Origin of the sequence: Urbifossiella limnaea, from assembly GCF_007747215.1 — a bacterium.
Taxonomy (GTDB): domain Bacteria; phylum Planctomycetota; class Planctomycetia; order Gemmatales; family Gemmataceae; genus Urbifossiella; species Urbifossiella limnaea.
The window spans coordinates 5,561,169-5,586,766 of the sequence record NZ_CP036273.1 but is presented as its reverse complement, the minus strand read 5'-3'; the positions used below and the strand labels follow the sequence as shown (position 1 = coordinate 5,586,766).

18 protein-coding genes are annotated in these 25,598 nt (G+C 70.9%); 7 read left to right on the top strand and 11 right to left on the bottom strand.

Features of this window, described 5'->3' with window-relative positions:
• Positions 1-41: 41 nt before the first annotated feature.
• The 5 genes from ETAA1_RS22755 to ETAA1_RS22735 all read left to right on the top strand — a co-directional run bounded on the left by ETAA1_RS22755 (position 42) and on the right by ETAA1_RS22735 (position 9,106).
• On the top strand, positions 42-3,599 hold the full coding sequence (locus ETAA1_RS22755; protein ID WP_145242585.1) for a hypothetical protein: 3,558 nt from the start codon (positions 42-44) through the stop codon (positions 3,597-3,599).
• 115 nt (positions 3,600-3,714) lie between these two features.
• Positions 3,715-4,791: a hypothetical protein gene (locus ETAA1_RS22750; protein ID WP_145242583.1), complete on the top strand. Its 1,077-nt coding sequence runs from the start codon at positions 3,715-3,717 to the stop codon at positions 4,789-4,791.
• A gap of 209 nt (positions 4,792-5,000) precedes the next feature.
• Entirely contained in the window at positions 5,001-5,729 is a 729-nt protein-coding gene (locus ETAA1_RS22745; RefSeq protein WP_202920342.1) for a segregation and condensation protein A, read from the top strand.
• 126 nt (positions 5,730-5,855) lie between these two features.
• On the top strand, positions 5,856-6,074 hold the full coding sequence (locus ETAA1_RS22740) for a hypothetical protein (RefSeq protein ID WP_145242579.1): 219 nt from the start codon (positions 5,856-5,858) through the stop codon (positions 6,072-6,074).
• An 80-nt stretch (positions 6,075-6,154) separates the two neighbouring features.
• Entirely contained in the window at positions 6,155-9,106 is a 2,952-nt protein-coding gene (locus ETAA1_RS22735; RefSeq protein WP_145242577.1) for an FAD-binding and (Fe-S)-binding domain-containing protein, read from the top strand.
• Positions 9,107-9,282: 176 nt separating this feature from the next.
• On the opposite strand, the gene ETAA1_RS22730 is transcribed toward ETAA1_RS22735, so the two are convergent.
• The 11 genes from ETAA1_RS22730 to ETAA1_RS22680 all read right to left on the bottom strand — a co-directional run bounded on the left by ETAA1_RS22730 (position 9,283) and on the right by ETAA1_RS22680 (position 22,102).
• The gene (locus ETAA1_RS22730; protein ID WP_145242576.1) at positions 9,283-11,343 is read right to left on the bottom strand and encodes a hypothetical protein; all 2,061 of its coding nucleotides are present in this window, start codon (positions 11,341-11,343) and stop codon (positions 9,283-9,285) included.
• 106 nt (positions 11,344-11,449) lie between these two features.
• The gene (locus ETAA1_RS22725) at positions 11,450-13,876 is read right to left on the bottom strand and encodes a hypothetical protein (protein ID WP_145242574.1); all 2,427 of its coding nucleotides are present in this window, start codon (positions 13,874-13,876) and stop codon (positions 11,450-11,452) included.
• A 54-nt stretch (positions 13,877-13,930) separates the two neighbouring features.
• Positions 13,931-16,153, bottom strand: a complete 2,223-nt coding sequence (locus ETAA1_RS22720; protein WP_202920341.1) for a BatA domain-containing protein — start codon at positions 16,151-16,153, stop codon at positions 13,931-13,933.
• 232 nt (positions 16,154-16,385) lie between these two features.
• A complete protein-coding gene (locus ETAA1_RS22715; protein ID WP_145242570.1) occupies positions 16,386-16,847 on the bottom strand; it encodes a hypothetical protein in 462 nt (153 codons plus the stop codon).
• A complete protein-coding gene (locus ETAA1_RS22710; RefSeq protein ID WP_145242568.1) occupies positions 16,844-17,734 on the bottom strand; it encodes a DUF58 domain-containing protein in 891 nt (296 codons plus the stop codon). Before ETAA1_RS22710 ends, ETAA1_RS22715 begins: the two co-directional genes overlap by 4 nt.
• A 156-nt stretch (positions 17,735-17,890) precedes the next feature.
• Positions 17,891-18,904 carry an AAA family ATPase gene (locus ETAA1_RS22705; RefSeq protein WP_145242566.1) on the bottom strand — a complete coding sequence of 338 codons (1,014 nt, stop codon included), beginning with the start codon at positions 18,902-18,904 and terminating at the stop codon, positions 17,891-17,893.
• Between the two features lie 181 nt (positions 18,905-19,085).
• Entirely contained in the window at positions 19,086-19,265 is a 180-nt protein-coding gene (locus ETAA1_RS22700) for a hypothetical protein (protein WP_145242564.1), read from the bottom strand.
• Positions 19,262-19,882, bottom strand: a complete 621-nt coding sequence (locus ETAA1_RS22695) for a hypothetical protein (protein ID WP_145242562.1) — start codon at positions 19,880-19,882, stop codon at positions 19,262-19,264. Before ETAA1_RS22695 ends, ETAA1_RS22700 begins: the two co-directional genes overlap by 4 nt.
• A 35-nt stretch (positions 19,883-19,917) precedes the next feature.
• Complete coding sequence (gene trmB, locus ETAA1_RS22690; RefSeq protein ID WP_145242560.1) at positions 19,918-20,631, bottom strand: tRNA (guanosine(46)-N7)-methyltransferase TrmB; 714 nt, start codon at positions 20,629-20,631, stop codon at positions 19,918-19,920.
• A complete protein-coding gene (locus tag ETAA1_RS22685; protein WP_145242558.1) occupies positions 20,624-21,127 on the bottom strand; it encodes a 3-hydroxyacyl-ACP dehydratase FabZ family protein in 504 nt (167 codons plus the stop codon). Before ETAA1_RS22685 ends, trmB begins: the two co-directional genes overlap by 8 nt.
• A gap of 27 nt (positions 21,128-21,154) precedes the next feature.
• Positions 21,155-22,102 carry an HAD family hydrolase gene (locus ETAA1_RS22680; RefSeq protein ID WP_145242556.1) on the bottom strand — a complete coding sequence of 316 codons (948 nt, stop codon included), beginning with the start codon at positions 22,100-22,102 and terminating at the stop codon, positions 21,155-21,157.
• A 115-nt stretch (positions 22,103-22,217) separates the two neighbouring features.
• Between ETAA1_RS22680 and ETAA1_RS22675 the strand changes: the two genes are divergently transcribed.
• The gene (locus ETAA1_RS22675) at positions 22,218-23,195 is read left to right on the top strand and encodes a ketopantoate reductase family protein (protein WP_145242554.1); all 978 of its coding nucleotides are present in this window, start codon (positions 22,218-22,220) and stop codon (positions 23,193-23,195) included.
• A 50-nt stretch (positions 23,196-23,245) separates the two neighbouring features.
• Positions 23,246-25,561: a hypothetical protein gene (locus tag ETAA1_RS22670; RefSeq protein WP_202920340.1), complete on the top strand. Its 2,316-nt coding sequence runs from the start codon at positions 23,246-23,248 to the stop codon at positions 25,559-25,561.
• Positions 25,562-25,598 lie beyond the last annotated feature (37 nt).

Below are 25,598 nucleotides of genomic sequence, written 5' to 3'. Positions count from 1 at the left end.
GTCTCACCCGGTGTCCCGCCCGGCCACCCGGAGCCGCCGCCATGCCCCGTCCCGCCGTCTGGCTCGTCTTCGCCCTCGGCATGGCGTGCGTCGCCTACGACCCCGTCGGCACCACCACCGCCCAGCAGAAGACCGATCCCAAGACGAAGGCGAAGGTCGACCCCAAGCAGCCGCCGAAAGTCGAGCCGAAGCCGCAGCCGAAGCCGCCGGAACCGAAGGCTCAGCCCAAGCCGCCGGAGCCGCCGGAGCCCGAGCCGCCGGCCATCGACGGACCGCCCAGCCCGCTCGAACTCGTCCGCGGCCTCCGTCAGGAAGGGCAGTCCGAACTGGCCGTCGAGCTGATCGCCGAGCTCGAAGCCAAGAAGGACACGCCGGCGGCGGTGAAGGCCGAGCTGCCGCTGGAGCGCGCCCGCTGCCTCCTCGAAGCCGCCGACGACGAGCCCGACGAGGCGACGCGCCTCGGGCTCGTCGGCGAGGCGAAGGACGGGTTCGCCACGTTCCTCCGCAACACCCCCGGCCACCCCCGCGCCGCCGAGGCGTACCTGGCGCTGGCCCGGCTCACCTCGCTCGAAGCGAAGGCGCAGCTGGCGAAGGCCCGCCGCATCGACGTGCCGCCGGAGAACGAGAAGGGGCACGACGAGGAACTAGCCAGGCAGAAGGCCGAAGCCGCCGCCTCCCGGCCGCTGTTCCTCGGCGCGGCCAAGCAGTTCAAGTCCGCCGCCGACAAGATCGGCGCCCAGCTCGCCGGCAACGTCGACACCAACACCCGCCGGGCGCTGATCCTGTCGAAGGTGGATGCCGAGCTCGCCAGCGCGGTGAACCAGATGTACCTCGGCGACACGTACATCGCCGCCACCGCCGACGAGAAGAAGGAGCGGTCGAAGACGATCGACCAGGCGCGGAACGAGTTCAAGGAGCTGGCCGCCGGCGCCGGGGTGCCCGGCCGCATCGGCTGGGTCGCCAAGGCGTGGATGGCCGAGTGCGAGTTCCAGAAGGACAACAACAAGGTGTCTGAGGCCCAGTTCCAGGACGTGCTCAAGGCCGCCGGCGGCGACTCCGACGACGGCAAGCGGCTGGCCAAGTTCTTCCTCATCCGCCACAAGGTGATCGAGGGCGACGACAAGGCCGTGGAGAAGGACGCCCGCGCCTGGCTGAGCCAGTACGGGGCCAACCGCAAGGCCGCCGGCGAGGCCGTGGCCGTGCGCTGGTACCTGGCGACCGTCCGCCAGCGCGAGGCCGACCAGATCGTGGCCAAGGTGCCGGTGCCGAAGGGGTCGAAGGCCGTGCCGCCGACGCCGTCCACCGCCCTGCCGGCGTACCGCGAGGCCGAGAAGCTGTACCGCGTCATCGCCCAGTCCGACAACGAGTTCACGTTCCGCGCCCAGAAGCGCCGGTTCTACGTCGTCCGCCGGCTGCTCGGCGAGGCCGAGCTGCCGCCGACGGCGTACAAGACGTTCGAGGAGGCGCAGATGGCGTCCCTCATCCAGATGGCCAAGTTGCAGGACCAGGAGCGGGCCGACCCGCCGGTCGGCGAGGCGGCGCTGAAGGAGCGGCGGAACAAGATCGTCGGCCTGCTCGAGCACGCCCGCGAGATCGCCACCGAGAAGGACAACCCGGCCGACGTGAACGAGGTGCTGCTCCGCCTCATCTACTTCTACACCGAGACCGACCAGGCCGGGCGCGCGGCGATCCTCGGCGAGTACCTCGCCCGCCAGGTCCGCGGCACCGGCGGAAAGTCGTCGGCCGGCGGGGCACTGGGCGTCCGGGCGTACATCAACGCCGCCGGGTCGATCCGGATCACCGAGGCCGAGCCCGCCGCGGCGGCGCGCCAGGCCGACCGCGACCGGGCCATCAAGCTCGCCCGCTACGTCGACGAGCGGTTCCCCACCGAGACTGCCACCGACAACGCCCGCCACATGCTGGCCGCCCTCCTGTACGAGGAGGGGAAGCCGGTCGAGGCCTACGACGCCTCGCTGAAGGTCCGCCAGGGGTACGAGCGGCTGTCCTACGTCCGCCTGTTCCAGGGCGCCGTCGCCACGCAGCTGCTCGCCCCGCTGAAGGACTCGCCGCTCCCGGACGCCCGCCGCACCGACGTGTTCCGCCGCACCGTCGCCGACCTGGAAAAGCTGTCGCCCCCGCCGGCGACCGCGAACGAGGACGACGCCCGCACGTTCGTGTCCGTGCGCGCCCGGCTGGCGTTCCTGTACCTGCTCCAGAAGCGGATCGACCCCGAGGCCGAGAAGAACGAGGTGGGCTACACCCGGGCGGCGCGCACGGCCGAGGAGGCGGCCAAGCTCATCGGCACCTACAAGTCGCTGATGGCCGGCGACAAGGGGCCGAACCTCGACGGGTGGGAGGCGTTCCTGACCACCGAGGACTCGCGCACCCGGGCCGTGTTCCTGGAGGGGACCGACCTGTTCGCCGCGGGCAAGTACGAGGAGGTGTTCGGCGCCGCCGGCAAGATGCTCACCGAGATGAACGAGAAGGGGCCGCTCGCCGAGCAGGTAAAGGTGGTGGCGGCGATCGACCCGGACGAGGAGAAGGCGAACAAGGACCCGGACAAGGCCCAGAAGGTGAAGGTGACGAAGCTGGCCGACGGCGTGGACAAGCTCCGCCGCGACCTGCTCGTGCTCGGCCTCAAGACCCGCGTCCAGCAGGGGCAGGCCGACAACGGCATCCAGCTGTTCGAGCTGCTCAAGAAGTTCGGCGGCAGCGCCGAGACGAACCAGCGGACGCTGGAGCAACTGACCACCGAGATGAGCGGCCGGATCGAGGCGCTGCGGAAGGCCGGCAAGGCGCCGGAGGCGCAGGCGCTGTCCGGGGCGTTCGGCAAGCTGGTCGAGCGCATCTCCGCCGAGCCGAACCTGCCGACGCCGATGATGCTGTTCCTCGGGCAGGCGCTGGTCGTGGTCGGCGAGTACGACAAGGCCGTGGAGACGCTGGCGAAGATTCCCCGCCCGGCGACCCTCGGCGCGCCGCCGGCCGACGACGCCGCCCGCGTCGCCGCCGCGCAGTTCCGCCGGGCCGCGCTCGACACCGCGCGGGCGCAGCGGATGGCGAAGAAGTTCGACCCCGCCGAGAAGCTGCTCGCCGAGGCGATCGGCACGAAGGAGAAACAAGGCTGGGCGTACACCTCGCTCGACTTCCGCAAGGAGGCGTGCTATTTGTCCGAGGCCCGCGGCGCGGAGACGAAGGACGCCAAGGAGGCGAACAAGCACTGGGGCACGGCCGTGAAGGGGTGGAACGAGTTGCAGGCGATCGCCCGCAACCGGCTGACCGCCCCGCCGCCGAAGAACATGGCCGGCGAGCTGGACAACGCCCAGATCCAGAAGAACAAGAACGCCTTCTACGACGCCTACTTCGACTCCAACCGCTGCATCCTCAAGGCGAACATGCAACTGCTGGCCGGGAACCCGAAGCTCGACGACACGATGGGCCGCATCGCCAAGCTGTTCGTGGACCTGGAGGCGAAGGAGGGGCCGAACATGTACGCCGAGGTGAAGAACCGCTACCACGAGCTCCTGTCCGAGGTGCCCCCGCTGCGGCAGAAGTACGAGGCGGCCGGCGGCAAGCTGTTCCTCCAGGCGACCGAGAATTGAAGATGAAGGGGTGAAGGGGTGAGACTGACAACCTGGTGTCACCCCTTCACCCCTTCACCCCTTCACCCGTTCATGCGACACTAACCACCAGAACCTTCTCCCCAAAGGTAAACACATGTTTCGATTGGCCCGCGGGCCGCTGGCCCTGGCGCTGTTCGCCGGGGCGTTCGTCGGGGTCGCGCTCGGCCAGCCGCCGGGGCCGCAGGACCGGGTCTTCTACGTTCCCAAGAAAGGCGCCGCCGTCAAGGAGGAGGACGCCGAGCTGAAGCTGGACGGCGGCGCCCTCAAAATCATCAACACGGGGAAGGTGTCGGCCACGGTGACCATCGCCGACGTCGTCCGCACGTACCCGGTGGACATGAAGGAGATCACCCGCGAGCAGGCGCAGGAGCCGGTGAAGCACGAGCTGGCCCGCGACTGGGACAAGGCCCGCGCGGCGTACGACGTGCTCCGCGAGAAGTACAAGGGCGGCGCCCCCGAGCGGCTCAAGAAGTGGCTCGCCTTCCGGCACGCCGTGGCCAGCACCCGCGCCGCCGACGACACCGCCGTCGACAGCGGCTGGAAGGACAAGGCCGAGGCCGGGCTGACGCTGCTGAACGACTACCTCGCGCTCTACCCCGGCGGGTGGGAGGCGTGGTACGCGACGCGGATGGCGGCCCGGCTGAACCACGAGCTCGGCAAGGCTGAGGTCGCGGCCCGGCTGTGGGCCAAGCAGGCGAAGGCGCCGGAGGCGACGCCCGACCTGCGGACCGAGGCGGCGTACCAGGAGGCCGACTCGCTCATGCGCTCCGGCCGCTACACCGAGGCCGCGGCGAAGGCCGACGAGGCGAAGAAGAGCGCCGCCGCCGGCGCCCCGAAGGACCGGCTCAACCTGATCTCGGTGGCGGCGAAGGCGGCCGCCGGCAACCCGCTGGACGGGATCGCCCCGCTCGAGGCGGAGATCGGCAAGACGAAGGACGCGGCGGTTCGGGCGACCGGGCAGGCGATGCTCGGCGAGCTGTACCTGGCGGGGAAGAAGCCGCGCGAGGCGATGTGGGCACTGCTCTGGGTGGAGGTGGTGTACAACCAGGACCGCGACGAGGTGGCGAAGGCGCTGGCCCGGCTGACCGAGGTGTACAAGCAGCTCGGCGACGAGGACCGCGAGCGGACCAACCACGACCGCATGCGCCGCAACCGCGCCCTCCTGCTGTGACGGCGGACGGGGTCCGACGATTTCAGACGACGCGTTAGGCCGGGGCGCCAGCCCCGTCGGGGCTTGACTCCCGACGGGGCTGACGCCCCGGCCTTAACGCGCTTCACGGCCCGACTCAGTCCAAGGGAACCGCACAAGCGACACGCCGCGGAGTGCCGATAAGTCCGGAGGGCGCACCCGCCCCGGTTCCGCAGGAAGGATTCCTCCCGGTGCCGTACACCGTCGCCCTCGACGCCTTCCACGGCCCGCTCGACCTTCTCCTCTACCTCGTCAGGCGGAGCGAGGTGGACGTCCTCGACATCCCCGTCGCCGCCGTCGCCGACCAGTTCCTCGACTACCTCCGCGTGATGCGCGACCTCGACCTGGAGGTCGCCGGCGACTTCCTCGTCATGGCCGCCACGCTCATGGAGATCAAGAGTCGCGCCTTGCTGCCGGCCGACGCCGCGGACCCGGCCGACTCCGACAAGCCCGACCCGCGGGCCGAGCTCGTCAAGCAGCTGATCGAGTACCGCCGTTTCAAGGAGGCCGCGGGCGCGCTCGAGGAACTCGCCGGCGCCCAGTGCGCGCGGGTGCCGCGGCACGAGTCGCCGGACGCGGCGCCCGCCGCCGGGCCGGTCGTGAAGCCGGTCGAGCTGTGGGACTTGGTGAGCGCGTTCGCCCGCCTCGTCCGCGAGACCCAGGCGGCCGGGGCCACGGTCGCCGTGGACGACACGCCGCAGCACGTTTACGAGGCGCAAATCCGCGAGCGCGTGGCAGCCGAAGGCCGGGTACGGTTCCGCGACGTGTTCACCCCCCCGCACCACAAGGCCCGGCTGATCGGCATCTTCCTGGCGGTGCTCGAGTTGATCCGCCACCACGGCCTCGGCCTCGACCAGCCCGACCCCGCCGGCGACATCTGGCTCGTGGCCGTAGCCGCGCCGCTCGACGTCGCGGAATAAATTTCGCTTTCGGGCCGACCGCCGCGGTGTTAGCGTACCGGTAGCGGCCCCGTAGCGCTCGGGCACGGGCGTTGCTTCACTTCCGACCCTGGCCGCCACCCGGCGGCTCCCAATCGAGGGCGTCCGATGAGCGAGTTCAGCCGTATCGACGATCACGGTGACGACCGCGGGCTGTGCAAGAGCTGTCGGTTCTGGGACGCCGAGCACGACGGCGCCCGCGAGGAGGACGCGACCGTCGGCCTGTGTATGCACGCCGAACTGACGCACTTCTCCCTCCAGGTGAGCGGGCACTGCGGCTGTAACCGGTACGCCGCAGTCCTTCTGGCGGCCGCCGCCGGGAAATGACGAATGACGAATGACGAATGACGACGGCGGTCTCGGTCATTCGTCATTCGTCATTCGTCATTCGGGCTATACCACCCCGCATGGATTCCGACTTCCACGCCGTCCGGTGCGAGTCACTGGTCCGCTACCTGCGCCGGCACGTCGCCGGCGAGGTGCGGTTCGACGACACCTCGCGCCGCCTCTACAGCACCGACGCCAGCCACTACCAGGTTCAGCCGCTCGGCGTCGTCGTGCCGCGGACCGTGGACGACCTGGCGGTGACGGTGCAGATCGCGGCCGAACTCGGCGTGCCGATCACGGCCCGCGGCGCCGGCACGAGCCTGTCGGGGCAGGCCATCGGTCCGGGCGTCGTGTTGGATTGCTCGAAGTACCTGAACTGCGTCGGCGAGGTGGACGCAGTCGGCCGGCGGGTGACGGTTCAGCCGGGCGTGGTGCTGGACCAACTGAACCGCGCCGTGGCGCCGTTCGGGCTGGTGTTCGGCCCGGACGTGGCGACTGCCAGTCGGGCCACGCTCGGCGGCATGATCGGCAACAATTCCGCCGGCTCGCGGTCCGTCGTCAACGGCCGCACGGTCGACCACGTCCGGTCGCTGACGGCGGTTCTGTCCGACGGAACGGTGGGCACGTTCGGCCCGCTGTCCGCCCACGAGTACGAGCGGAAGCTGGAGTTGCGGACCCGCGAGGGCGACGCCTACCGCGCCACCGCCGCCGTGGTCCGCGACCACGCCGCCGAGATCGCCGCCCGCACGCCGCGCATCCAGCGGAAGGTGAGCGGGTACAACCTGCTCTCGCAGTGCGACGCCCCGCCCTCGCTCGTCCCGTTGCTCGTCGGCTCCGAGGGCACGCTTGCCGTCACCGCCGGCGCCGAGCTGAACCTGCTGCCGCGGCCCAAACACCGCGGCCTCCTCGTGCCGCAGTTCGCCACCCTCGCCGCGGCACTCGACACGCTGGCCGCGTGTCTCGAACTCGGCCCGTCCGCCGTCGAGCTGATGGACCGGATGCTCATCGAACTCGCGGCCAAGCAGCGCGGCCTGAAGGACACGATGGCGGCGGTCCGCGGCCGGCCCGAGGCGCTGTTCATGGTCGAATTCAGCGGCGACGACGCGGCCGAGGTGGCGCACCGCGTCCACGAGCTGGCGCGCCGGTTGAAGGGCGTCCCGGGCCTGACCGCGGCCGTGCCGGCGCTCGACCCGGCGACGCGCGACCCCCTCTGGAACCTCCGCAGCGCCGCGCTGCCGCTGCTGTTCGGCACCGTCGGCGACCGCAAGCCGGTGACGTTCGTCGAGGACTGCGCCGTCGCCCCGGAGCGGCTGCCGGAGTTCACCGCCCGGTTCCGCGACGTGCTGCACCGCCACGGGACAGACGGCTGCTTCTACGGCCACGCGTCTGTGGGGTGCCTCCACATCCGCCCGGTGCTGAACCTCCACGACCCGGCCGACGTGCGGACGATGCGCGCCATCATGGCCGACGTCGTGGCGCTGACGCTGGAGTTCGGCGGCAGCCTGAGCGGCGAGCACGGCGACGGCATGGTGCGGAGCGAGTGGAACCGGGCGATGTTCGGCCCGGTGGTGTACGAGGCGTTCCGCCGGGTGAAGCGGGGGTTCGACCCCGGCAACGTGCTGAACCCCGGCAAGGTGGTGGACGGCCCGGCGATGGACGAAGGCTTCCGCCACCCGCCCGGCCGGCCGCTGCCGGAGTTGCCGACGGTGTTCGACTACGAGGCGCAGGGCGGGTTCTTCCGCAGCGTGGAGCTGTGCAACGGCGTGGGCGTGTGCCGCAAGACGCAGGGCGGGGCGATGTGCCCGAGCTACCGGGTGACGCGCGACGAGCGCGACACGACGCGCGGCCGGGCGAACGCGGTGCGGCACGCTATGGAGGGTGACACGCTGGCGAGCGGCCGGCGTGAGCCGGCTGTTCCCGGCGCGACGCAACGGCCGGCTCACGCCGGCCGCTCGCCGCTGTCGCAGCGCTGGGTCGCCCCTGTGATGGACCTGTGCCTGTCGTGCAAGGCGTGCAAGAGCGAGTGCCCGAGCAACGTGGACGTGGCGAAGCTGAAGGCCGAGTTCCTGCACGCCTACTACGCCCGCCGGGTACGGCCGCTCGGGCACCGGCTGGTGAAGCGCGTCCACCAACTAAGTCCGCTCGCGGCCCGCTTCGCCGGCGTCGGCAACTGGCTGGCGCGCCAGCGGTGGGTGCGGGGGGCGCTCGAAAACCTCGCCGGCATCGACCGCCGCCGAAGCCTGCCCGAACTGCACCGCGAGCACTTCCGCGCGTGGTTCGCACGGCGTCCGTCGTCCTCCGTCCGCCGTCATTCGGCCGGGCCGAACCGCGTCGTGCTGCTCGACGACTGCTTCACCACCTTCCAGGAACCCGACATCGGCCGTGCCGCGGTCGGGCTGCTGGAACGCGCCGGGTTCGCCGTCGAGCTGGCGGGCGTGTGCTGCGGCCGGGCCATGATCTCGAAGGGGTTCCTCGGTGACGCCCGCCGGCTTGCCCAGCAAGGGGTTGCAAAGCTGGACCGGTACGCGGCGGCCGGCGTGCCCGTGCTCGGCCTCGAGCCGAGTTGCCTGCTCACGCTCGTCGACGAGTGGCCGGAGTTGGTTCCCGGCGCGGCGGCGAAGCGCGTCGCGGCGGCGGCGCACCTCGCCGAGGCGTGGCTGGCGCCGCGGCTGCGTGACAGCGGGGTGTCACTCGCGGCCGAGCCGGGGAAGGTGCTGTTCCACGGCCACTGCCACCAGAAGGCGCTGGTCGGCACCGCGGGCACGGCGGCGGCGCTGAAGCTGGTGCCGCACCAGGACGTGACCGTGCTCGACGCCGGCTGCTGCGGCATGGCGGGGGCGTTCGGCTACGAGCGGGAGCACTACGACGTGAGCGTGGCGGTGGCGAACCTGGCGCTACTGCCGGCGCTGAACGCGGACCCGGGGGCGACGGTGGTGGCGACCGGCACTTCGTGCCGCCACCAGGTCCGCGACCTGACGGGCCGCCGCGCCTGGCACCCGCTGGAGGTGCTGGCCGCCGCGGCCGACGGGTGACCTGCCGGAGAGGTGTCGCAACCCGTTTACGGGCCGCGGCCTGCGCCAATCACCGGATTTGCGGCTGGTACGAACCAACTTTTTTATGAGTCGGTGACATGTTTCCGGAACCCGACCCCCCTCCCGCCGCAGAATCATTCCGCCGGCCGGTCGGAGATCGAAGTCGATAACCGGCGTCAGTTCTTCGGCCGCGGCGGCTGGAAGACGTTCCGCTGGTCGTTGGCCAGGTCGTTCAGCTTGTCTTGCAACTTCCGCTGCGCCTCGTCACGCTGGCGGGTAAGGAGGTACGCGTCCTCCTCGGTCACGATCGTCTTGCGGCGCGCCTCGCGGGTGTAGCCGGCGGGGCGTGCGTTGCCGCCGCGGGCGACGAGCCACTCCGAGTAGCGGTCGAACACCTCCATGTACACCTCGATGGTGTCGCCCACTTCCAGGCGGCCCGGAGTGCCGTCGGCGCGGCGCTTCCGCAGGCCGTCGGTCTGGAAGTTGTACCGCCCGCCGGCGTCCAGCCCGCCTGGCTCCGTCGCCGGGTTCGCCGCCGCCACCGCGTAGAACTCCACCTGCACCTTCGGCCGGGCGAAGCGGTCGAGGCCGGCGAACGACTTCTCGAACAGCCCCAGCTCAGGCACCCACCGGCCGACCTTCCGCAGGTCGGCCGTCACCGCCTTGAGCGGCAGCCGGGTGAACACCGCCCCCGCCGGGTCCTGCCGCGGGTGGTTGATGTCGCGCGTCGCCGCCGGGAGCGTCGCCGGGTCGAGCCCCTTCGGCACCACCCGGTACGCCAGGTTGACCCGGCCGACGCCGAGCTCGGAGCGGGCCGAGTAGATGATCTGCATCGGGCCGGTCTCGCCGTCGCCGCCGGCCGTCGGGCGGAACGCTACCGGCATGCTGTCCCACTCGTACAGCCGCGGGTCGCCCTTGCCGTCGAACTGCGCCGGGTCCGGGTTCCGCGTCGATTCCTTCTGAAAGGCCACCGCCGGCGGTTCGTCCGGCAGCATCCGCACGCCGCGCCGCGCCGGCGCGGGGCTCGCGAAGCCGCGGGTGTCGGTCAGGTCGATGCGGTATCCGATGAGCTTCTCGCTCGCCGGGAACGTCCACCCGGCCAGGAGCCCGTCGGGCGAAAGCTCGTCGGGTGTGAGCGGCGTGCCGTCCACCTCCTTGTTGCCGCTCCCGCGGAGGACCGGCGTCAGCACCGCCTTGACCACCTGCTTGGTGAACGTCGCCTCGACGCGGATGCCGGACAGCGGCAGGGCCGCGGTCACCTCGCCCTTCGGCTGGTAGCGCTCGAACGGCAGCGGCACGTCCTTGCCGTCCACGCTGGCGGTCCGGGTGCCGAGGTACGTCGGCAGCAGCAGCCACGCCTCGATGTCCTTGACCTGCGGCGGCGGCTCGAACTTCACGGTACCGGGGGTACGCGTGCGGCCGTCGCGAAGGCGGGCACGGAACGTGAAGTCCACCGACGACGGCGGCAGCTTCGCCGCGAACACCGCCGAGCCGTCGGGGTTCGTGCTCTCGTGGGCGAGGCGGTAGGTGTCTTCGGGGTTGTCCTCGGGGCGGACGAAGGCGCTGCCCGTCGCGTCCTCAGTCCACTCGCCGGTGACGCGGTAGCGGAGCACGACTTCGGCGCCACTCGGCCACACGTCCGGGGTGACGTTTTCGAGTTGCACCGAGCGCGGGATGTCGGCGCCGGCGAGCATCTGCCGCTGGAGCAGGATGCCGGCGAGGGTGGGGTTGATCGCGGCGAACAGCCCCCACCCGAGGACGGCGGGGGCGGCGGCGGCGAGCCCCCACCCGGCGGGGCGGTAGTCGATGAGCTTCGTGAGCCGGTGGCGCGCGGCCATCTCGCCGGCTTCGCGAGTGACCTCGGCGATCAGCACCGCGGACATGCCCGCCGTCTTCGCCCCGGCGCGGTTCAGTTGTAGCGCGGTGACGAGGCGGTGGTCGAACTCGGGGATGGCCTTCTCGGCGCGGAGCGCGAGGTCGTCCACGGGCGGCGCGGCGACCCACGGGCGGAGCACGAGGAAGTAGGCGAGCCCGGCCGCGAGCGCGATCTGGCCGCCGGTGACGAGCAGGCGCAGCGCGAAGGGTACGTCGGCGAAGCGGTCGTAGAGCCAGTCGGCGAAGCAGGCCGCGCCGAGGACGGCGAGGGCGACGCCGACGAGGCCGCCGGCGCCGAGGGCCAGGCGGACCAGCCGTTCGCGGAACCGCCAGTGGCGGAGCTGTCGGAGCAACAGGTTCATCAGCGGTTCTCACCCTCTCGGCCAGCGGCCCACGTCAGTGGGCTGTGCCTGCCGAGGACTCGCGCCATGAAACAGCCCACTGACGTGGGTCGCTCGCCACGACTCGTCAACTCAGCCCGTTGAACTTCCGCGCCACCCACTCCAGCGTTAGCAGACCGACAACCAGCATGAGTGCCCACTTGTTCCACATCACGTACTCGGTCCGCGTCGTGAACGGCACCGTCTGCGGCTTCACCTGCTCGGCCAGCGTTGCCAGGTCTTCCTCGCGGTAGAACCGGCCGCCGCTCGCCTCCGCGAGTTTGCGCATCTCGCCCTCCGCCATCCCGCCCGGGGCGCGCTCGTCGTCCGGCGGCAGGCCCACCCGGTAGTCCAGGTTCGCCGGGGCGCCGTTGCCCGGGTCCACCTTCAACTGGAAGCGGCCCTCGGTGTTGAACGGCAGCGTCGCCACGTACTCGCCGGTCGGCGCCCCGCCGGGGCCGCGCACCGCCGACAGCTTCACCGGCACGTCCGCGGCCGCGTCGTTCGGGTCGGCCGCCACCTTCACCAGCCGGGCCTCAACCTCGTCGGCCGTGACCGGGGCGAAGTCCTTTGTGAACAGCCGGGCGTACACCTGACCCGCCTTGCCGCGGACCGGCTCGGTCGTGTCCAGCGACAGCTGCGTCAGCTTGGTGCCGACCGTGCGTGGCACCCCGGCCGCGTACACCGCCTGGCTCCAGAACCGGCCGAAGAACCGGTCGGCCTCGTTGAACCGCCACCGCCACGTCTCGTCGAACCCGAGGAACAGCACGTACCCCTTGCCGAAGTAGTGCCCGGCCAGGAGCGGCATCGGCTTGTCGTCCTCGGTGCGGAGGGTCGGGTGCTGCAGGAACACCTCGCACGCCGGCCGCAGCCGCTTCACCGGGTAGGCCCAGAAAATCTCCGGCAGCGTCCGCCACGTCTTGGCGTTGTCGAGCGGGTCGTCTTCGAGGCTCAGCAGCGGCGCGCGTACGGCACCGGGCGCGACCACCGGCCGGAAACCGCTCGGCCGTTGCACGCTCTCGATGGGGAAACGCACCGGGTCGAACTCGACCGGCAGCACGTCCGCGATTGGCCCCTTGGCCCAGCCCGCGGGGGCGTTCCAGCGGCCGGCGATCTGGATGAGCCCGCCGCCCTCCGACACGAACTCCTTCACCACCTCCTGCTGCTCCTGGTTGAAGAACGTCCCGGGCACGTCGCCGAGCACGACGAGGTCGTAGGCGAACAGTTCCTTGCGGAACGCCTCGCGGCCCTTGGCGAACTCCGGCACCCACGGGACGCCCGACTTCAGGGCGCTGCGGTCGGCGTCGGTCAGGTGGAACTCGGCTTCCACGCGCCGGTCGCGGAGCAGCGCCCGCTGCAGGAACTTGAAGTCGAACCGCGGTACCGAATCGACCACCAACACCTTGAGCTTGCGGTCCACGACCCGGACGGGCTTGAGGATTTCGTCCGTCAGCACTTCGGCCGCGGCGCCCTGGCCGCTCGTCACCTTCACGGTAACGGTCAGCTCCTGCTTCGGGGCCATCGCGTCCTGCTTGGTGGGGATGAAGCTCAGCGTCTCGCGCAGGTCGTCGCCGGTCTGCACGGGGTCGATCACCTTCTTGGCCACCTCGTTGCCGCCGTAGCTAATCACGATCTCGGCCTTGCCGTCGGTCACGCCCGCTACCCGGTAGCGGACCGGGATCGACACCAGATCGTCAACGAACACCGAGTCGGGCACAGCCACGTCGCGCAGCCGGAGCTGGCCGAACGCCGAACTGCCGACGCCGTACACGTGCAGCGGCACCTTCAGTCGGGCGCACTCGCGGGCCAGGTCGTCGAGGCCGACCCGGCTGGCGTTCTCGCGGCCGTCGGTGACGACGAACACCGCAGTGGGGAGGTCGTTCTCGTCGCGGCCGACCAGCTCGTTGACGGCGTCGGCGAGCGCGGTCGAGGGCTCGGTGGCGGTAGCGGTCTTGAGCCACGTCAGGTCGCCAGTCTCGCGGCCGGTGCGGCGGCTGCCGAACGTGGCGATCTCCAGCGGGCCGGCGGCGTCGCGCAGCTTGTCGAACAGCTTGAGCTTCGGGTGCGTGAGCGCCGCCCGCGCCACCTCGAGCCGCTTCGGCCGGTCCGGTAGCTTGTCGGTCGCGGCGAGCGGGGTGGCGTTCAGGTCGCTGGGGATGCCCTTGTCGGCGGGGATGAGGTCGAAGGCGATGGCGGCGCGCCACTGGTCGGCAGTGTTCGGCCGCGGGTCGTCGCGGTCCATGCTCTGCGACACGTCCACGAGCACGGCCACGGGCCGGCGGCGGTCGCCCTTCGACTCCTTCACGAACACAGGCCGGAGCAGCAGGAACGCGATGGCGGCGACGGTGGCGACGCGGATGATGGCCAGGAACGTCTTGGCCGGCAGACCGACGCGGCCGCCCTCCCGGAAGTACAGAACGACGACCCACCCGGCGGCGGCGAGCCCGAGCAGGGCGGCGAGCCACCACGGGAACCAGCCCCGGAACGACAGTTCGGCGAACAACGGGGTCGTCATGGGAACCCAATCGGCCAAAGGAATCCGATCCGCAGTCGGCGGGCGGCTGTGCCGTCACCACGCCCGGCCGCACAGCCACGCCCACGCCGACTCGCCGACCGCCGCCAGAAGCAGTAGCAGCAGCACGTACTCCGTCCACTCGCGTCGGGCGCGCTGTTGCGTCACCGCCGCCTCGGTGCCGGCCCCGGCCTGGATCACCGCCGGCTCGAAGCCCAACATCTTCGTCAGATCGGCGACGGAAGCCACGTCCAGGTTCGCCGAGTCGCGCAGGTCCGGGTTCACCGCGAACACCGGCCCCGTGCTGTCCGGCCGACCCTCGGCCACGATCCGGTACAGACCGGAATCGGCTGTGTCGGTCGCGGTCAGTGTCGCCTTGCCGCCGGCACCCGCCCGCGCCTTGTCGAGCCGCACGCGGCGGCCGTCCTTCTCGCCGTCGCGCGGCGGCTTCACCAGGTCGAACAGGCCGTCGGCCTCCGGCGGGTGCCAAACCAGCGGCTCCCCGGCCGTGCGCGTCCCGCCGGGCACCTTGCGGGCCGTCAGGTGCGCCAGCGTGTACTGCGTGAACGGCACGAAGGCGTCCGACGCCCGGCCGGGAAAATTCGTCCACCGCTCGTCGAGCGAGGTGGCGACGAACACCACCTCGCCCTCGCCGACCACCCGCGAGGTGATAAACGGCTTGCCGTCGCCGGTGCGGACCAGCACGCGGCCGCCGGCCGCGCCGGGGCCGTCGGTCGCCAGCGGGTGCAGCTTCGTGATGGTGACGCCGCGGAGGGCGTCGCTGAACGGCCGCTCCTTGAACGCCGCCAGGAACGACGGCACCTCCACCGACTCCGGCGCCGGCACGAACGGCGCCGTCTCGGTGGCGTTCGCCGGCTCGCCGCTTAGGTCGAACGGCAGGAGCCCGGCGCCGCCCGAGCCCAGCACGCGGTTGTAGTCGGTGGGTATCGCCTGGTCGCCGCCGCCGATGACAAGGCCGCCGCCGGACGCGACGAACTCGCGGAGACGCGCCACGAAGTCGGCGGGGAGGCCGGCGCGCGGGTCGGCGGGCGTCGCGGCGGGGGCGTTCAGCAGGTACACGATGTCGAAGTTCGCCAGCATACCGGGGCCGACCTCGCTCGCCGCCGCGACCGCCGGGCGGACGAAGTAGTCCTCGGTGCGGTCCTGCGCCACCGGCGTGAGCGCCGTCCGCACGAAGTGCGACGCCGACTCCACCGGCATCTCGCGGTTCGGGTTGCCGTCCACGAGCAGCACGCGGATCGCCTCGCGGACCAGAATCACGCGGTCGAAGCGGTTGTCGCCCGGCAGCCGGTCGCCGCTGACGCGCACCGTCAGCACCTGCGGCCCGGCGTCCTCCAGGTTGCCGGTGAGCGTGACGGGCACGACTTGCCCCGGCTCGATGCCGTCCACCTGCACCACGTCCTGCACCTGCTTTCCGGCCAGCTCCAGACCCACCTTGATCCCCTTCGCCACCTCCGCGCCGGTGTTCTTGACGCTCACCACGAACGGCACGCGCGACTTGGTGTGCGGGATCGTGCCGACGGCGGTCACGTCGGTGACGGCGACGTTGCTCACCTTGCGGCCCTCGCTGCCGCAGCGGACGAACACGAGGTTCGACTTCCCCCGCAACTCGTCGCACTTGTCGCGGAGGGCGCCCTGCTGCCGCTCGAAGCCGAGTTTCTGCAGGTCGCTGAACAGGTACACCTCGCGCACCGGCGCCGTGCCGCTCTCGGCGGCCGTGTGGGCCGCGGCGAACCCCGGCAGGAAGTCGCTCGACAGTCCCGTGGTCTGAAGCGTCGGGATGAGTTGCCGGGCCTGATCGAGGTTCGACCGCGACTTCGGGCCGATGTTCTCGGCCCGGTCGCCGCAGAGAATTACCTGCACCGTGGACTTCGGCGGCAGCGACTCGATGACGCCGAGCGCCGCCTCCTTCGCCCGGTCGAGCCGCGTTTTGCCGTCGCCGTCGTCGGCGCCCATGCTGAAGGACGTGTCGAACACGAGCACCGCGTCCACCGCTTCACCACGGCCGCCGGCGCCGGCGGCGTCGAGACCGGGGCGGGCGAGCGCGAGCGCCAGCAGCAGGATGACGAGGCAGCGGAGCGCGAGGAGGATCCACTCCTGGAACTTGAGTCGGCGGCTGGTCTGCTCGATGGCTTCCTTGAGGAAGTCCATGGCGGCCCACGGCAGCCGCTGGTAGCGGGCCTTGTAGAAGAAGTGGAGCGCGATCGGGATTCCGACCGCGGCCGCGCCGGCGAGCATCCACGGACTCAGGAACGTCATCGCGGGCATCCTACGGGCAACAGTCTGGTGGCGATCATTGTGTGCGGCCGACCCCCCACCCCTTCGAGTCACGCAATGAGTGCAAAACACAAAAGATCATCACGGCGATCGGCGGCCGCTGCACTCGCCGGAAGTCGTTTCCGGGTCGGTGGATTCGTCGGAGCCGGCCTCCAGCCGGCCAGAGCCGACACGGCCGGCTGGAAGCCGGCCCCGCACCCGCAGCGGACCGTCTCTACTTCAAACGCACCAGGGTCAGGGCGGGCGTCTCGGCGTCGTCCAGTGACTTCGGACGGGCGCCGCCGTGCCACTCCGGCGTCTTGGCGATCCGGAACTCGTCGCCGCGCAGGTCGTACACGCCGACCTCCTTCATCTCCACGCCGACCGCCCCGCGGGTGAACGTCCGCGGCCGGCCGTCGGCTTCCAGCGCCGTCAGGTCAATCTCCCGCGCCGCCGGGTTCAGCGTGATCCGGCTGCGGCCGCGCTCCTCGTCGCCGACGTGGTACGTCCAGCGGTCGCCCGCGATCCGCACCACCACCCGGTCGCGGCCGTCGGCGCCCTTCAGCACCCAGTCGCCCTGCATCCGGCCCAGGTCGTCGGACGGCCCGTGCAGGAACAGGAAACAGCCGGCGGCGCCGAGCAGCGCGAGGAGCGGCAGCGCCACCAGCAGGCCACGCCGCAGGCGGCTTCGGGTCATCGCCGCCCCGTCTGGAGGCGGCGCACCAGGTACTCGCCGAGCGCCGCCACCAGCGGCCGGCTCGTCATCAGGCGCACGTAATCGACGCCGCTCCCGTCGCACCCGCGCTGCATCCGGTCGAGGTAGTTCCCCACCACCCGCAGGTACGCCGGCCGCAGCAGGTGCGGCCGCGTCATCAGCTCCTCGAAGCCCTCCAGGCCGATGAAGCGGATGTTGCCGTCGAGTGGGAACTCCACCTCGTCGAGGTGCAACACGTGGAACAGCATCACCTCGTGGCCGCGGAAGCGGAGGTGCCGCAACCCCGCGAGCGTCGCGTCCACGTCGTCCAGGGCGTCGGTGATGACGAACACCAGCCCGCGGCGGCCGATGCGGTCGGCGACTTCGTCCAGCAGCGGGCCGATGCGGGTGCGGTCGCGCGGCTGCGTCTCTTCGAGGGTGTGCGTGATCGCGTGGATGTGGCCGAGTTGGCTGCTCACGGGCAGTTCCGCGGCCCAGCCGGCGTTGAACACCCGCAGCGACACGCTGTCCCGCTGCCGGAGGATCAGGTAGCTCAGGGACGCGGCCAGGAGCTTGGCGTACTCGAGCTTGTTCGTGTCGCCGGCGCCGTATCGCATGGAGTTGCTGTTGTCCACGAGCACGTGGGCGATGTAGTTCGTCTCCTGCTCGTACTGCTTGATCGTGTACCGCTCGGACCGGCCGTAGCTCTTCCAGTCGATGTGGCGGATGTCGTCGCCGGGGACGTACAGGCGGTGCTGGACGAACTCGACGGAGAACCCCTTGTACGGGCTCTTGTGGTCGCCGACGCGCAACCCCTCGACGACCTGTCGGGCCGCCAGGCCGAGCGACTCGGCCCGGGCGAGGACGTCGGGTTTGAGGTACGTCGGCATCGCACGCGGCCTGAAAGAAGTAGACGGATTGGCCACAAAAAGGCACGAAAAGACACAAAAAGAAGAGGAAGCCAAGACCGAGCCGAATTCAGGTTTTGCTCGGTCTTCCTTTTTGTGTCTTTTCGTGCCTTTTTGTGGCCAATGTTCTTGGTTCGGTTACGCCGCCACCGCCCGCGCGGCGGCCTTGATCAGCTGGCGGATCACGTCGTCGATCGTCACGCCCTCGCTCTGCGCCGCGAAGTTCAGAATCAGCCGGTGCCGCAGGATCGGCAGCGCCACCGCCACCACGTCGTCGCCGGCCACGTGGTTGCTGCCGCGCAAGAGCGCGTGCGCCTTCGCCGCCAGGATCAGGTTCATGCTCGCCCGCGGGCCGGCGCCCCACGTCAGCCACTTGCTCACGAAGTCGGCGGCCTCCGGCGTGCCCGGCCGGCTCAGCCGCGTGATCCGCTTGGCGAAGTGGAACACCTTGTCCGACACCGGCACCCGCCGCACGATCTGCTGCAGCCCGAGGATGTCCTCGCCGCTCAACACCGACGACACGCTGATCTTCGTGTCGGAGGTGCCGATCCGCATGATCTGCTCCTCTTCCTCGTCGGTCGGGTAGTCCACCTTGATGAGGAACAGGAAGCGGTCGAGCTGCGCCTCGGGGAGCGGGTAGGTGCCTTCCTGTTCGATCGGGTTCTGGGTGGCGAGCACGAAGAACGGGTTCCGCATCGGGTGGTCCACGCCGCCGATGCTCGCCTTCCGCTCCTGCATCGCCTCCAGGAGCGCCGCCTGCGTCTTCGGCGGGGTGCGGTTGATTTCGTCGGCCAGCACGATGTTGGCGAACAGCGGCCCGGGGAGGAACTTGAACATCCGCTCGCGGGTGACCGGGTCGTCCTGGATGACTTCGCTGCCGGTGATGTCCGACGGCATCAGGTCCGGCGTGAACTGGATGCGCTTGAAGCTCATGTCGAGCGCCTGGGCCAGGGTGCTCACCATGAGCGTCTTGGCGAGGCCCGGCACGCCCATGAGCAGCGCGTGCGACCGGCAGAAGATGGCCATCAGCAGCTGATCGACCACCTGCTCCTGGCCGATGATGACCTTGCCGATCTCTTTTCGCAGCCGCCCGTGGGCCGTCCGCAGCTTCTCGATCATCTGCACGTCGTTGGCGTCGGTGGGCGTGCTCATGGGCCGGCTCGCGGAAGGGAAGCGGGGCGGGGAGGGCAAGGTGTTATGGTAACCGCGCCGGCGGCGGATGCAACGGCTCGGGCGGAAGAATGAGCGAGGCGAGCGGCCCGCGTGAGCGGGCTGTTGATCCGCGCGTGCGGCGCATCAACAGCCCGCTCACGCGGGCCGCTCGCCTGCCGGCTCAGTCGTCGTCGTTCACTTCCACCGGCAGCGGGTCGGCGGTCAGCACGCCCGACACGGCGCGGCGGTCCGGGGTGAACGTCAGTCGCACCGGCATCCGCTCCTTCAGGTCGGTCGGCGCCACGTCGCGGCCGGCGTGCCGCACCCTTGCCGGCGTCGTCAGCGGGAACGAGACCGTCACCACGCGGTCCTCGCGGAAGCCGGCCGCCCGCACCTCCACCAGCAGGCTGTCGTCGTTACGTCGTAGCGCTTCAACAGGCCCGGGAGCGTGTCCGCGGGGCCCTCGGCCTCCACGCCGAGTACGCCCTTCTTGTCGATGGTCAGCTCCAGCCGCACCTTCTTGCCGGGGGGCACGTCGGCGAGGCCGGCGGGGAGCTCGTCTACCGTCACCTTGGCGGCGGGGGCGAGCGTCAGCACGGACTCGAGGCCGCCCTCGTCGCCGCCGGTTTCGACGCTGAACGACTTCGTCGCCGGGTCGGCGGCCTTGAACACGACCTCGCGGTGCGGCCACCCGGCCTTCACCTCCCGCAGGTCGGTGCTGTTCCCCTGGTACGACAGCACCACCCCCATGCCCGGCTGCAGGTCGCCGACGGCGACGGTTGTTGCCCCGAACCGTACCCGCGTGGCGCCGCCCACGGTGACCGTGCGGTCAGCGGGGCCGTCGTCCTCCGTGGTCGTCACCACCAGTTGATTCTTTTCGGCGGCCACCGCCCGGATGACGCCCTTGACCGACTCGACTGCGGGTGGTGGGCCGCCGAGGGCGGCGGCTAGAACCGCGGCGAGAAGCGTGCGGGTCATGGGTGACCGGGGGTAAGTGGGTGCGTTCCGGGCCCTCAACCGGTGGCCGGGTCCGGTGCCACCGTCACCGCCTCGGCGGTCCGCTCGTACCGCGCCCGGCCGACGGGGGTGCCCTGTGCCCGCGCCTTCCGCTCGAAGTTCGTCTCGAACCCGCCGCCGTCGGTCGTCTCGGCGGCCAGCTCGCGGAACGCCGGCATCGCCCGCAGGATGCCGGTCATCACGCCGAAGTACTCAGCCACGTCCGACGCCACGTGCAGCGCCCCGCCGACCGGCAACGCCCGCGCGATGTCGGCGGCGAACTCGGGGGTGAAGACGCGCCGCTTCTTGTGCCGCGCCTTCCACCAGGGGTCAGGGAACAGGACGTGAACTGCCGACACGCTGCCGGGCGCGATGACGTCGCGGAACAGCGCCTTGGCGTCGGCGTAGGCTGTCTTGACGTTCGGCAGCCGGCGGACGGCGAAGCGGGTGGTGGCGAACTGCTGGTACTTGCGGACGACTTCGATGCCGAAGAAGTTGACCGCGGGCCGGGCCGTCGCCTGGGTGAGGAGGAACAGCCCCTTCCCCATGCCGACCTCGACCTCGACGGGGTTCGGGTTGCCGAACAGGGCGGGCCAGTCGAGTGCGGCGAGCGGAGTCGGAACCGCGTCTTCTAACCGCACTTCGCCGACGCCCCAGCGGCCGAAGCGGCGCGGCGGGTGCCACTCGAACGGTGCGAGCTCGTCGGGGGTCAACCGCCGCGGCTTACGCACCCGTGAGCTCCTCCCGCTTGCCGATCGGCACGCCGACCACGGTCGTCTCGAACGCCTTCTCGGCCCCCACGTACCCGATCACGCGGAACCGCGTCAGCCGGCGGTGGACCTTCAGCCCGCAGCCCACGAGCACCAGTCGGTCGCCGGGGCGGACGGGGCGGTGGAACTTCGTGTCCTCGATGCCGCCGAGGCCCATCAGTGAGCCCGGCGCGCTGACCAGCTGCGTGACGGTGTAGTAGCAGCACAGCTGCGCCGCGGCCTCGACCATCAGGACGCCCGGCAGGAGCGGGTAACCGGGCATGTGGCCGCGCGCCCAGAACTCGTTCGGGCCAAAATCCTTGTACCCTACGACGAGGTGCCGGCCGCGGTCGATCAGGACCACGGCCGATATCATCTCGAACTCGAACCGGTGCGGGTTGACCGCTCGGATGTCGTCGATCCCGGCGATCGGGTGCGACAGGTCGAGGCTGGTAACGTCGAACTCGTCGGCGCTCATGCGCCCCCTCCCGGCGGGCCGCTGGACTCAGGCGAATACTTCTATCACCTGCGTCAACTCGGTCAACAGCACGTCCGGCCGAAGGGCCGGGTCTTTGAGTTGGTCGCCGCCAGCGACGAGCGAGTTCTTGTCGCCGGCGAACAGGGCCGTCCGGAACCCGTGCTTCTTCGCCGGCCCGATGTCGCGCGGCAGGCTCGACCCCACGTGCAGCGTCTCCGCGGGCCGAATTCCCTTCGCCGCCAGCGCCGCCGTCGCGGCCTTCCAGATGCCGTCGGCCGGCTTCCGCGCCTTCACCTCGGCTGACAAAATGCGCAGTTCCGGCCGCACGAACAGGTTCGGCTCGTAGCCGGGGTCGTCCTTGCGTAGACAGCGCCGCAGCTGGCCGAAGGTGAAACTCTGGCCGTTGTCCAGGAGCCCTTGTGCGCGGCCGGCCTCAGCCACCATCCGCAGTGCGTCGGCGGCCCCGGGGTAGGCGCCGGCCCCTTGCAGGCTGGCGTGGAAGAAGTAGGCGATCTTGCGGCAGTACTCCTCGACGCTGCCGTACAGCCCGGCGTCGTAGGTGTACTCCTTCTGCTGCAGCTTGCGGACGATGTCCTCCCACACCTTCTCGGCGGGCGCCTCGCCGCCGTGCGTGAGGCGGAGCGTGGCGAGGGCGTTCTTGTGGAGCGACGCCATGTACTCGGACGGCTTCCCCGGCTTGCGGCTCATGGAGTTCCACATCTTGAACTCCTTGATCGTCTTCTCCAGGGCGTTCTCGAAGACGAAGTCGCCGAGCGGGCCGGGCGGCGGCTCGTACACCAGCTCGCCGTGCGGGACGGCGACGAGCGTGCCGTAGACCGTCCACAGGACGGCCTTCACCGGCAGCCGGGTGATGTGCGGCTTGGCCTTGGGCGGGTCGAGTTTCGGGGCGACCGGCCAGGGGAGGTCTTTCCGCCCGTCGAGGTCCTCGATGTACTGGTCGAGCGAGATCGGCATGAGTGTCCCGAGAGGCGGCGCGGCGGGTGCGGCCGACCTGTACCGTACCCGGACCGGCGGGGCGATTCAAGCGTCGCGATTGACCCGCCGCGGCGCCGCGGGGTAGCCTGCGGGCATGGAACCGGTGACCATCGTCGGCGCGGGCGGCATCGGGTGCGCCGTCGGCTACGCCCTGCGGGCCGGCGGTACGGCCGTGCGATTCGTGGAAGCGAACCCCGCGAAGGTCGCCGCCGGCCGCCGCGACGGCGTCCGCGTGGACGACCGCCCGCCGCTGGCCGCGGAGTTCGTGCCGTTCGCCGAGTGGGCGCCGCAGCCGCGCTCGACCGTGCTGCTGTGCACGAAGTGTTACGACAACGCCGCCGTGCTCGCCAAACTGCCAGCGGACGTGAACCTGATTCCCATCCAGAACGGCTTCGACCCGCAGCTCGCGGCGCACGGGCACGCGCGGGAGGGGATCGCGTCGTTCGTGTCCGAGTGCGCCGCCGACCGGCCGCACACGCGCGTCACGCGCCCCGGCGAGCTCCACCTCGGGGGGCGCGACGGGGGCACGGGGGCGACCCCCGCCGAGCTTTCGGGCGCCGGCCTGTTCCGCGTCGTGCGCGTGAACCAGATCGCGCCGTTCAAGTACGCGAAGCTGATGTACAACGCCGCAATCTCGCCGCTGGCCGCGGCCGCGGGGATCGACAACGGCCAGCTCCTGTCGGTGCCGGCGGCGCGGCGGCTGTTCTTCGCGCTGCTCCAGGAGAACTACCGCATCCTGAGCGCGGCCGGCGTGCCGCTCGGCAAGGTGGGGCCGTTCGCGCCGCGGACGGTGGCGTGGATCCTGCGGCGGAAGTGGCTCGCGGGGCTGATGGCGAGGCGGTTCGAGCCGTCGCTGCGCGGCACGTACTGTTCGATGGCCGGCGAGATCGCCAAGGGGCGGACCGAGCTCGACAACTACACCGGCCACCTGCTGTGGCTCGCCGACGCCACGGGGGAGCCGGCGCCGTTGAACCGCGAGGTGTACGACCTGGTGAGTGGCATGACGGCGGCACGGGCGGCACCCGGAATCGATCGATTGTCGGGGCTCGGGGCTTCGCCGCTCGCGGCGTAGCACGGCGCCACAACCTTGCACCCCACGCCGCCGCGGGCGAGAATACCCCCATGCTCCGCCTTCTCCCCTTCATCCTCGTCGCGGTCACCGCCGTCGTCGGCGCCCGTGGCCAGGACAAATCCGCGCCCCCGAAGCAGGTCTACGACTGCGCCGCAGCCGTCGATTCGTTCTTCGCCGACGAGGTGTGGGCGAAGGTGGCGCTGCCGAAGTGCCTGACGTGCCACTCGGCCGGCGGCGACGCCGAGGAGAGCAAGCTCGTCCTCCGCGACCCGCGGAAGCTGCAAGGCCCGGCCCGCGACGACGCCATGCGGCACAACCGCGCCGCCTTCGCCAAAATGGCCGCCGCGAAGCACAAGGACCAGTCGCGTCTGCTGCTCAAGGTCGTCGGCGAGCTCGACCACGGCGGCGAGGACGTGCTCCCCGCCGACTCCGCCGGGTACCGCGTGCTGCAGACGTTCGTGAAGCGCGTCAACACGCCCGTCGCGCCCGGCGACCTGACGAAGATCGACCCCAAGGCGCCGCCGTTCTTCGCCGGCGTCGTGATGCTCGACGACGCCCGGCTGCTGCGCCGCGTCACGCTGTCGCTGGCCGGCCGGCTGCCGACCGACGCCGAGCGCGCCGCCGTGGGCAAGGACGGCCTCAAGGCGCTGCCGGGCCTGATGGACAAGCTGATGACCGAAGACGCCTTCTACCTGCGCCTCCGGGAAGGCTTCAACGACATCTTCCTGACGCTCGGCGTGGACGGGAACGCCGACCAGACGGTCCTGTCCTACGACCACTTCCCGAACCGCCACTGGTACCAGAAGCACGACCTGACCAAGGCCGGCGACGAGAAGGCGCAGACGCAGGCCCGCTACAAGCTCGCCGCCGACTACCGCAAGTCGCTCCTCGAGGAACCGCTGCGGCTCGTCGAGCACATCGTCCGCACCGACAAGCCGTTCACCGAGGTGGTGACCGCGGACTACGTCATGCAGTCGCCGTACACCGCCCGCGGCTACGGTACCTTCGACGAGGTGAAGGGGCGATTCAAGAACGCCGACGACCCGTTCGAGTTCACGCCGGTGAAGCTCAAGGCGCTGGTCGGCCGCGAGCGGGACAAGTCGCAGAACCAGGACTCGGCGACCGGCTTCTACCCGCACGCCGGGGTGCTGGGCAGCTTCCAGTACCTGACGCGCTACCCGACCACGGAAACGAACCGCAACCGGCTGCGGGCGCGAATGTATTACCAGCACTTCCTCGGGGTGGACGTGCTGGAGCTGGCCGCCCGCGTGTCCGACGCCGCGGCGGCGCAGGCCAAGTACGCGGTGCCGACGATGCAGGCGGCCGAGTGTGTGGTGTGCCACAAGACGCTCGACCCGGTGGCGGGGCTGTTCCAGGACTACTGGCGGTTCGCCGACCGCGGCGTGTACGGCAAGCGGAAGGGCGGGTGGTTCACCGACATGTTCCCGGCCGGGTTTGAGGGCGAGGATCTGCCCGCGGCCGAGCGCTGGCGGGCGCTCCAGTGGCTCGGCGATCGAACGGCGAAGGACCCGCGCTTCGCCGTCGCCATGACCGAGCACGCCTACTTCATCCTGACCGGCCGCAAGTCGCTACTGCCGCCGAAGGATTTGGACGACCCGCTCTACCCGGCGAAGCGCCGCGCCTACGCCGAGCAGCGACGCGAGGTCGAGCGCATCTCGGCGGCGATGGTCGGCCACGGCTTCAACCTGAAGGTGGCCTTCAAGGAGTGGGCGCAGTCGCCGTTCTACCGCGCCGACGGGCTGCAAACGGCGACCGCCGACCCGGCGCGGCGGGCGGAGCTGGACGACGTGGGGCTGGTGCGGATGCTGTCGCCGGAGCAGACGGAGCGCAAAGTGTTCGCGGTGTTCGGCGAGCGGTGGGGCCGGCTGACGGAGCAGACGGCGATGCTGTACGGCGGCATCGACTCGCAGGAGGTGACGGAGCGGGCGACCGACCCGAGCGGGGCGATGGGGGCGATCCAGCGAATCCTGTCGAACGACGTGGCGTGCCGGCACGTCCCGAAGGACTTCTCGCGGCCGGCGAACGAGCGGAAGCTGTTCCCGTTCGTGGACCCGCAGACGAAGCCGGGCACGTCGGCGGCGTCGGACGCGGCGATCCGCAAGCAGGTGGTCTACCTGCACGAGCGCATCCTGGGCCGCGCCGACGCGGCCGACGTGGACCGCACGGTGAAGCTGTTCGCGGGAGTGGTGGCGGACGCGGCGGGTAAGAAGGGGATCGAGGGCCGCGAGACGTACCACTGCCGCCGCGAGGACGCGACGATCCCGGCCGACCCGCACTACACGATTCGCGCCTGGCGCGCGGTGGTGACGTACCTGCTGCGGCGGCCCGAGTTCCTGTACGAGTAGTTCTTCCGCCGCTTGCGGCGTAGCGCCGCGGCGCCAC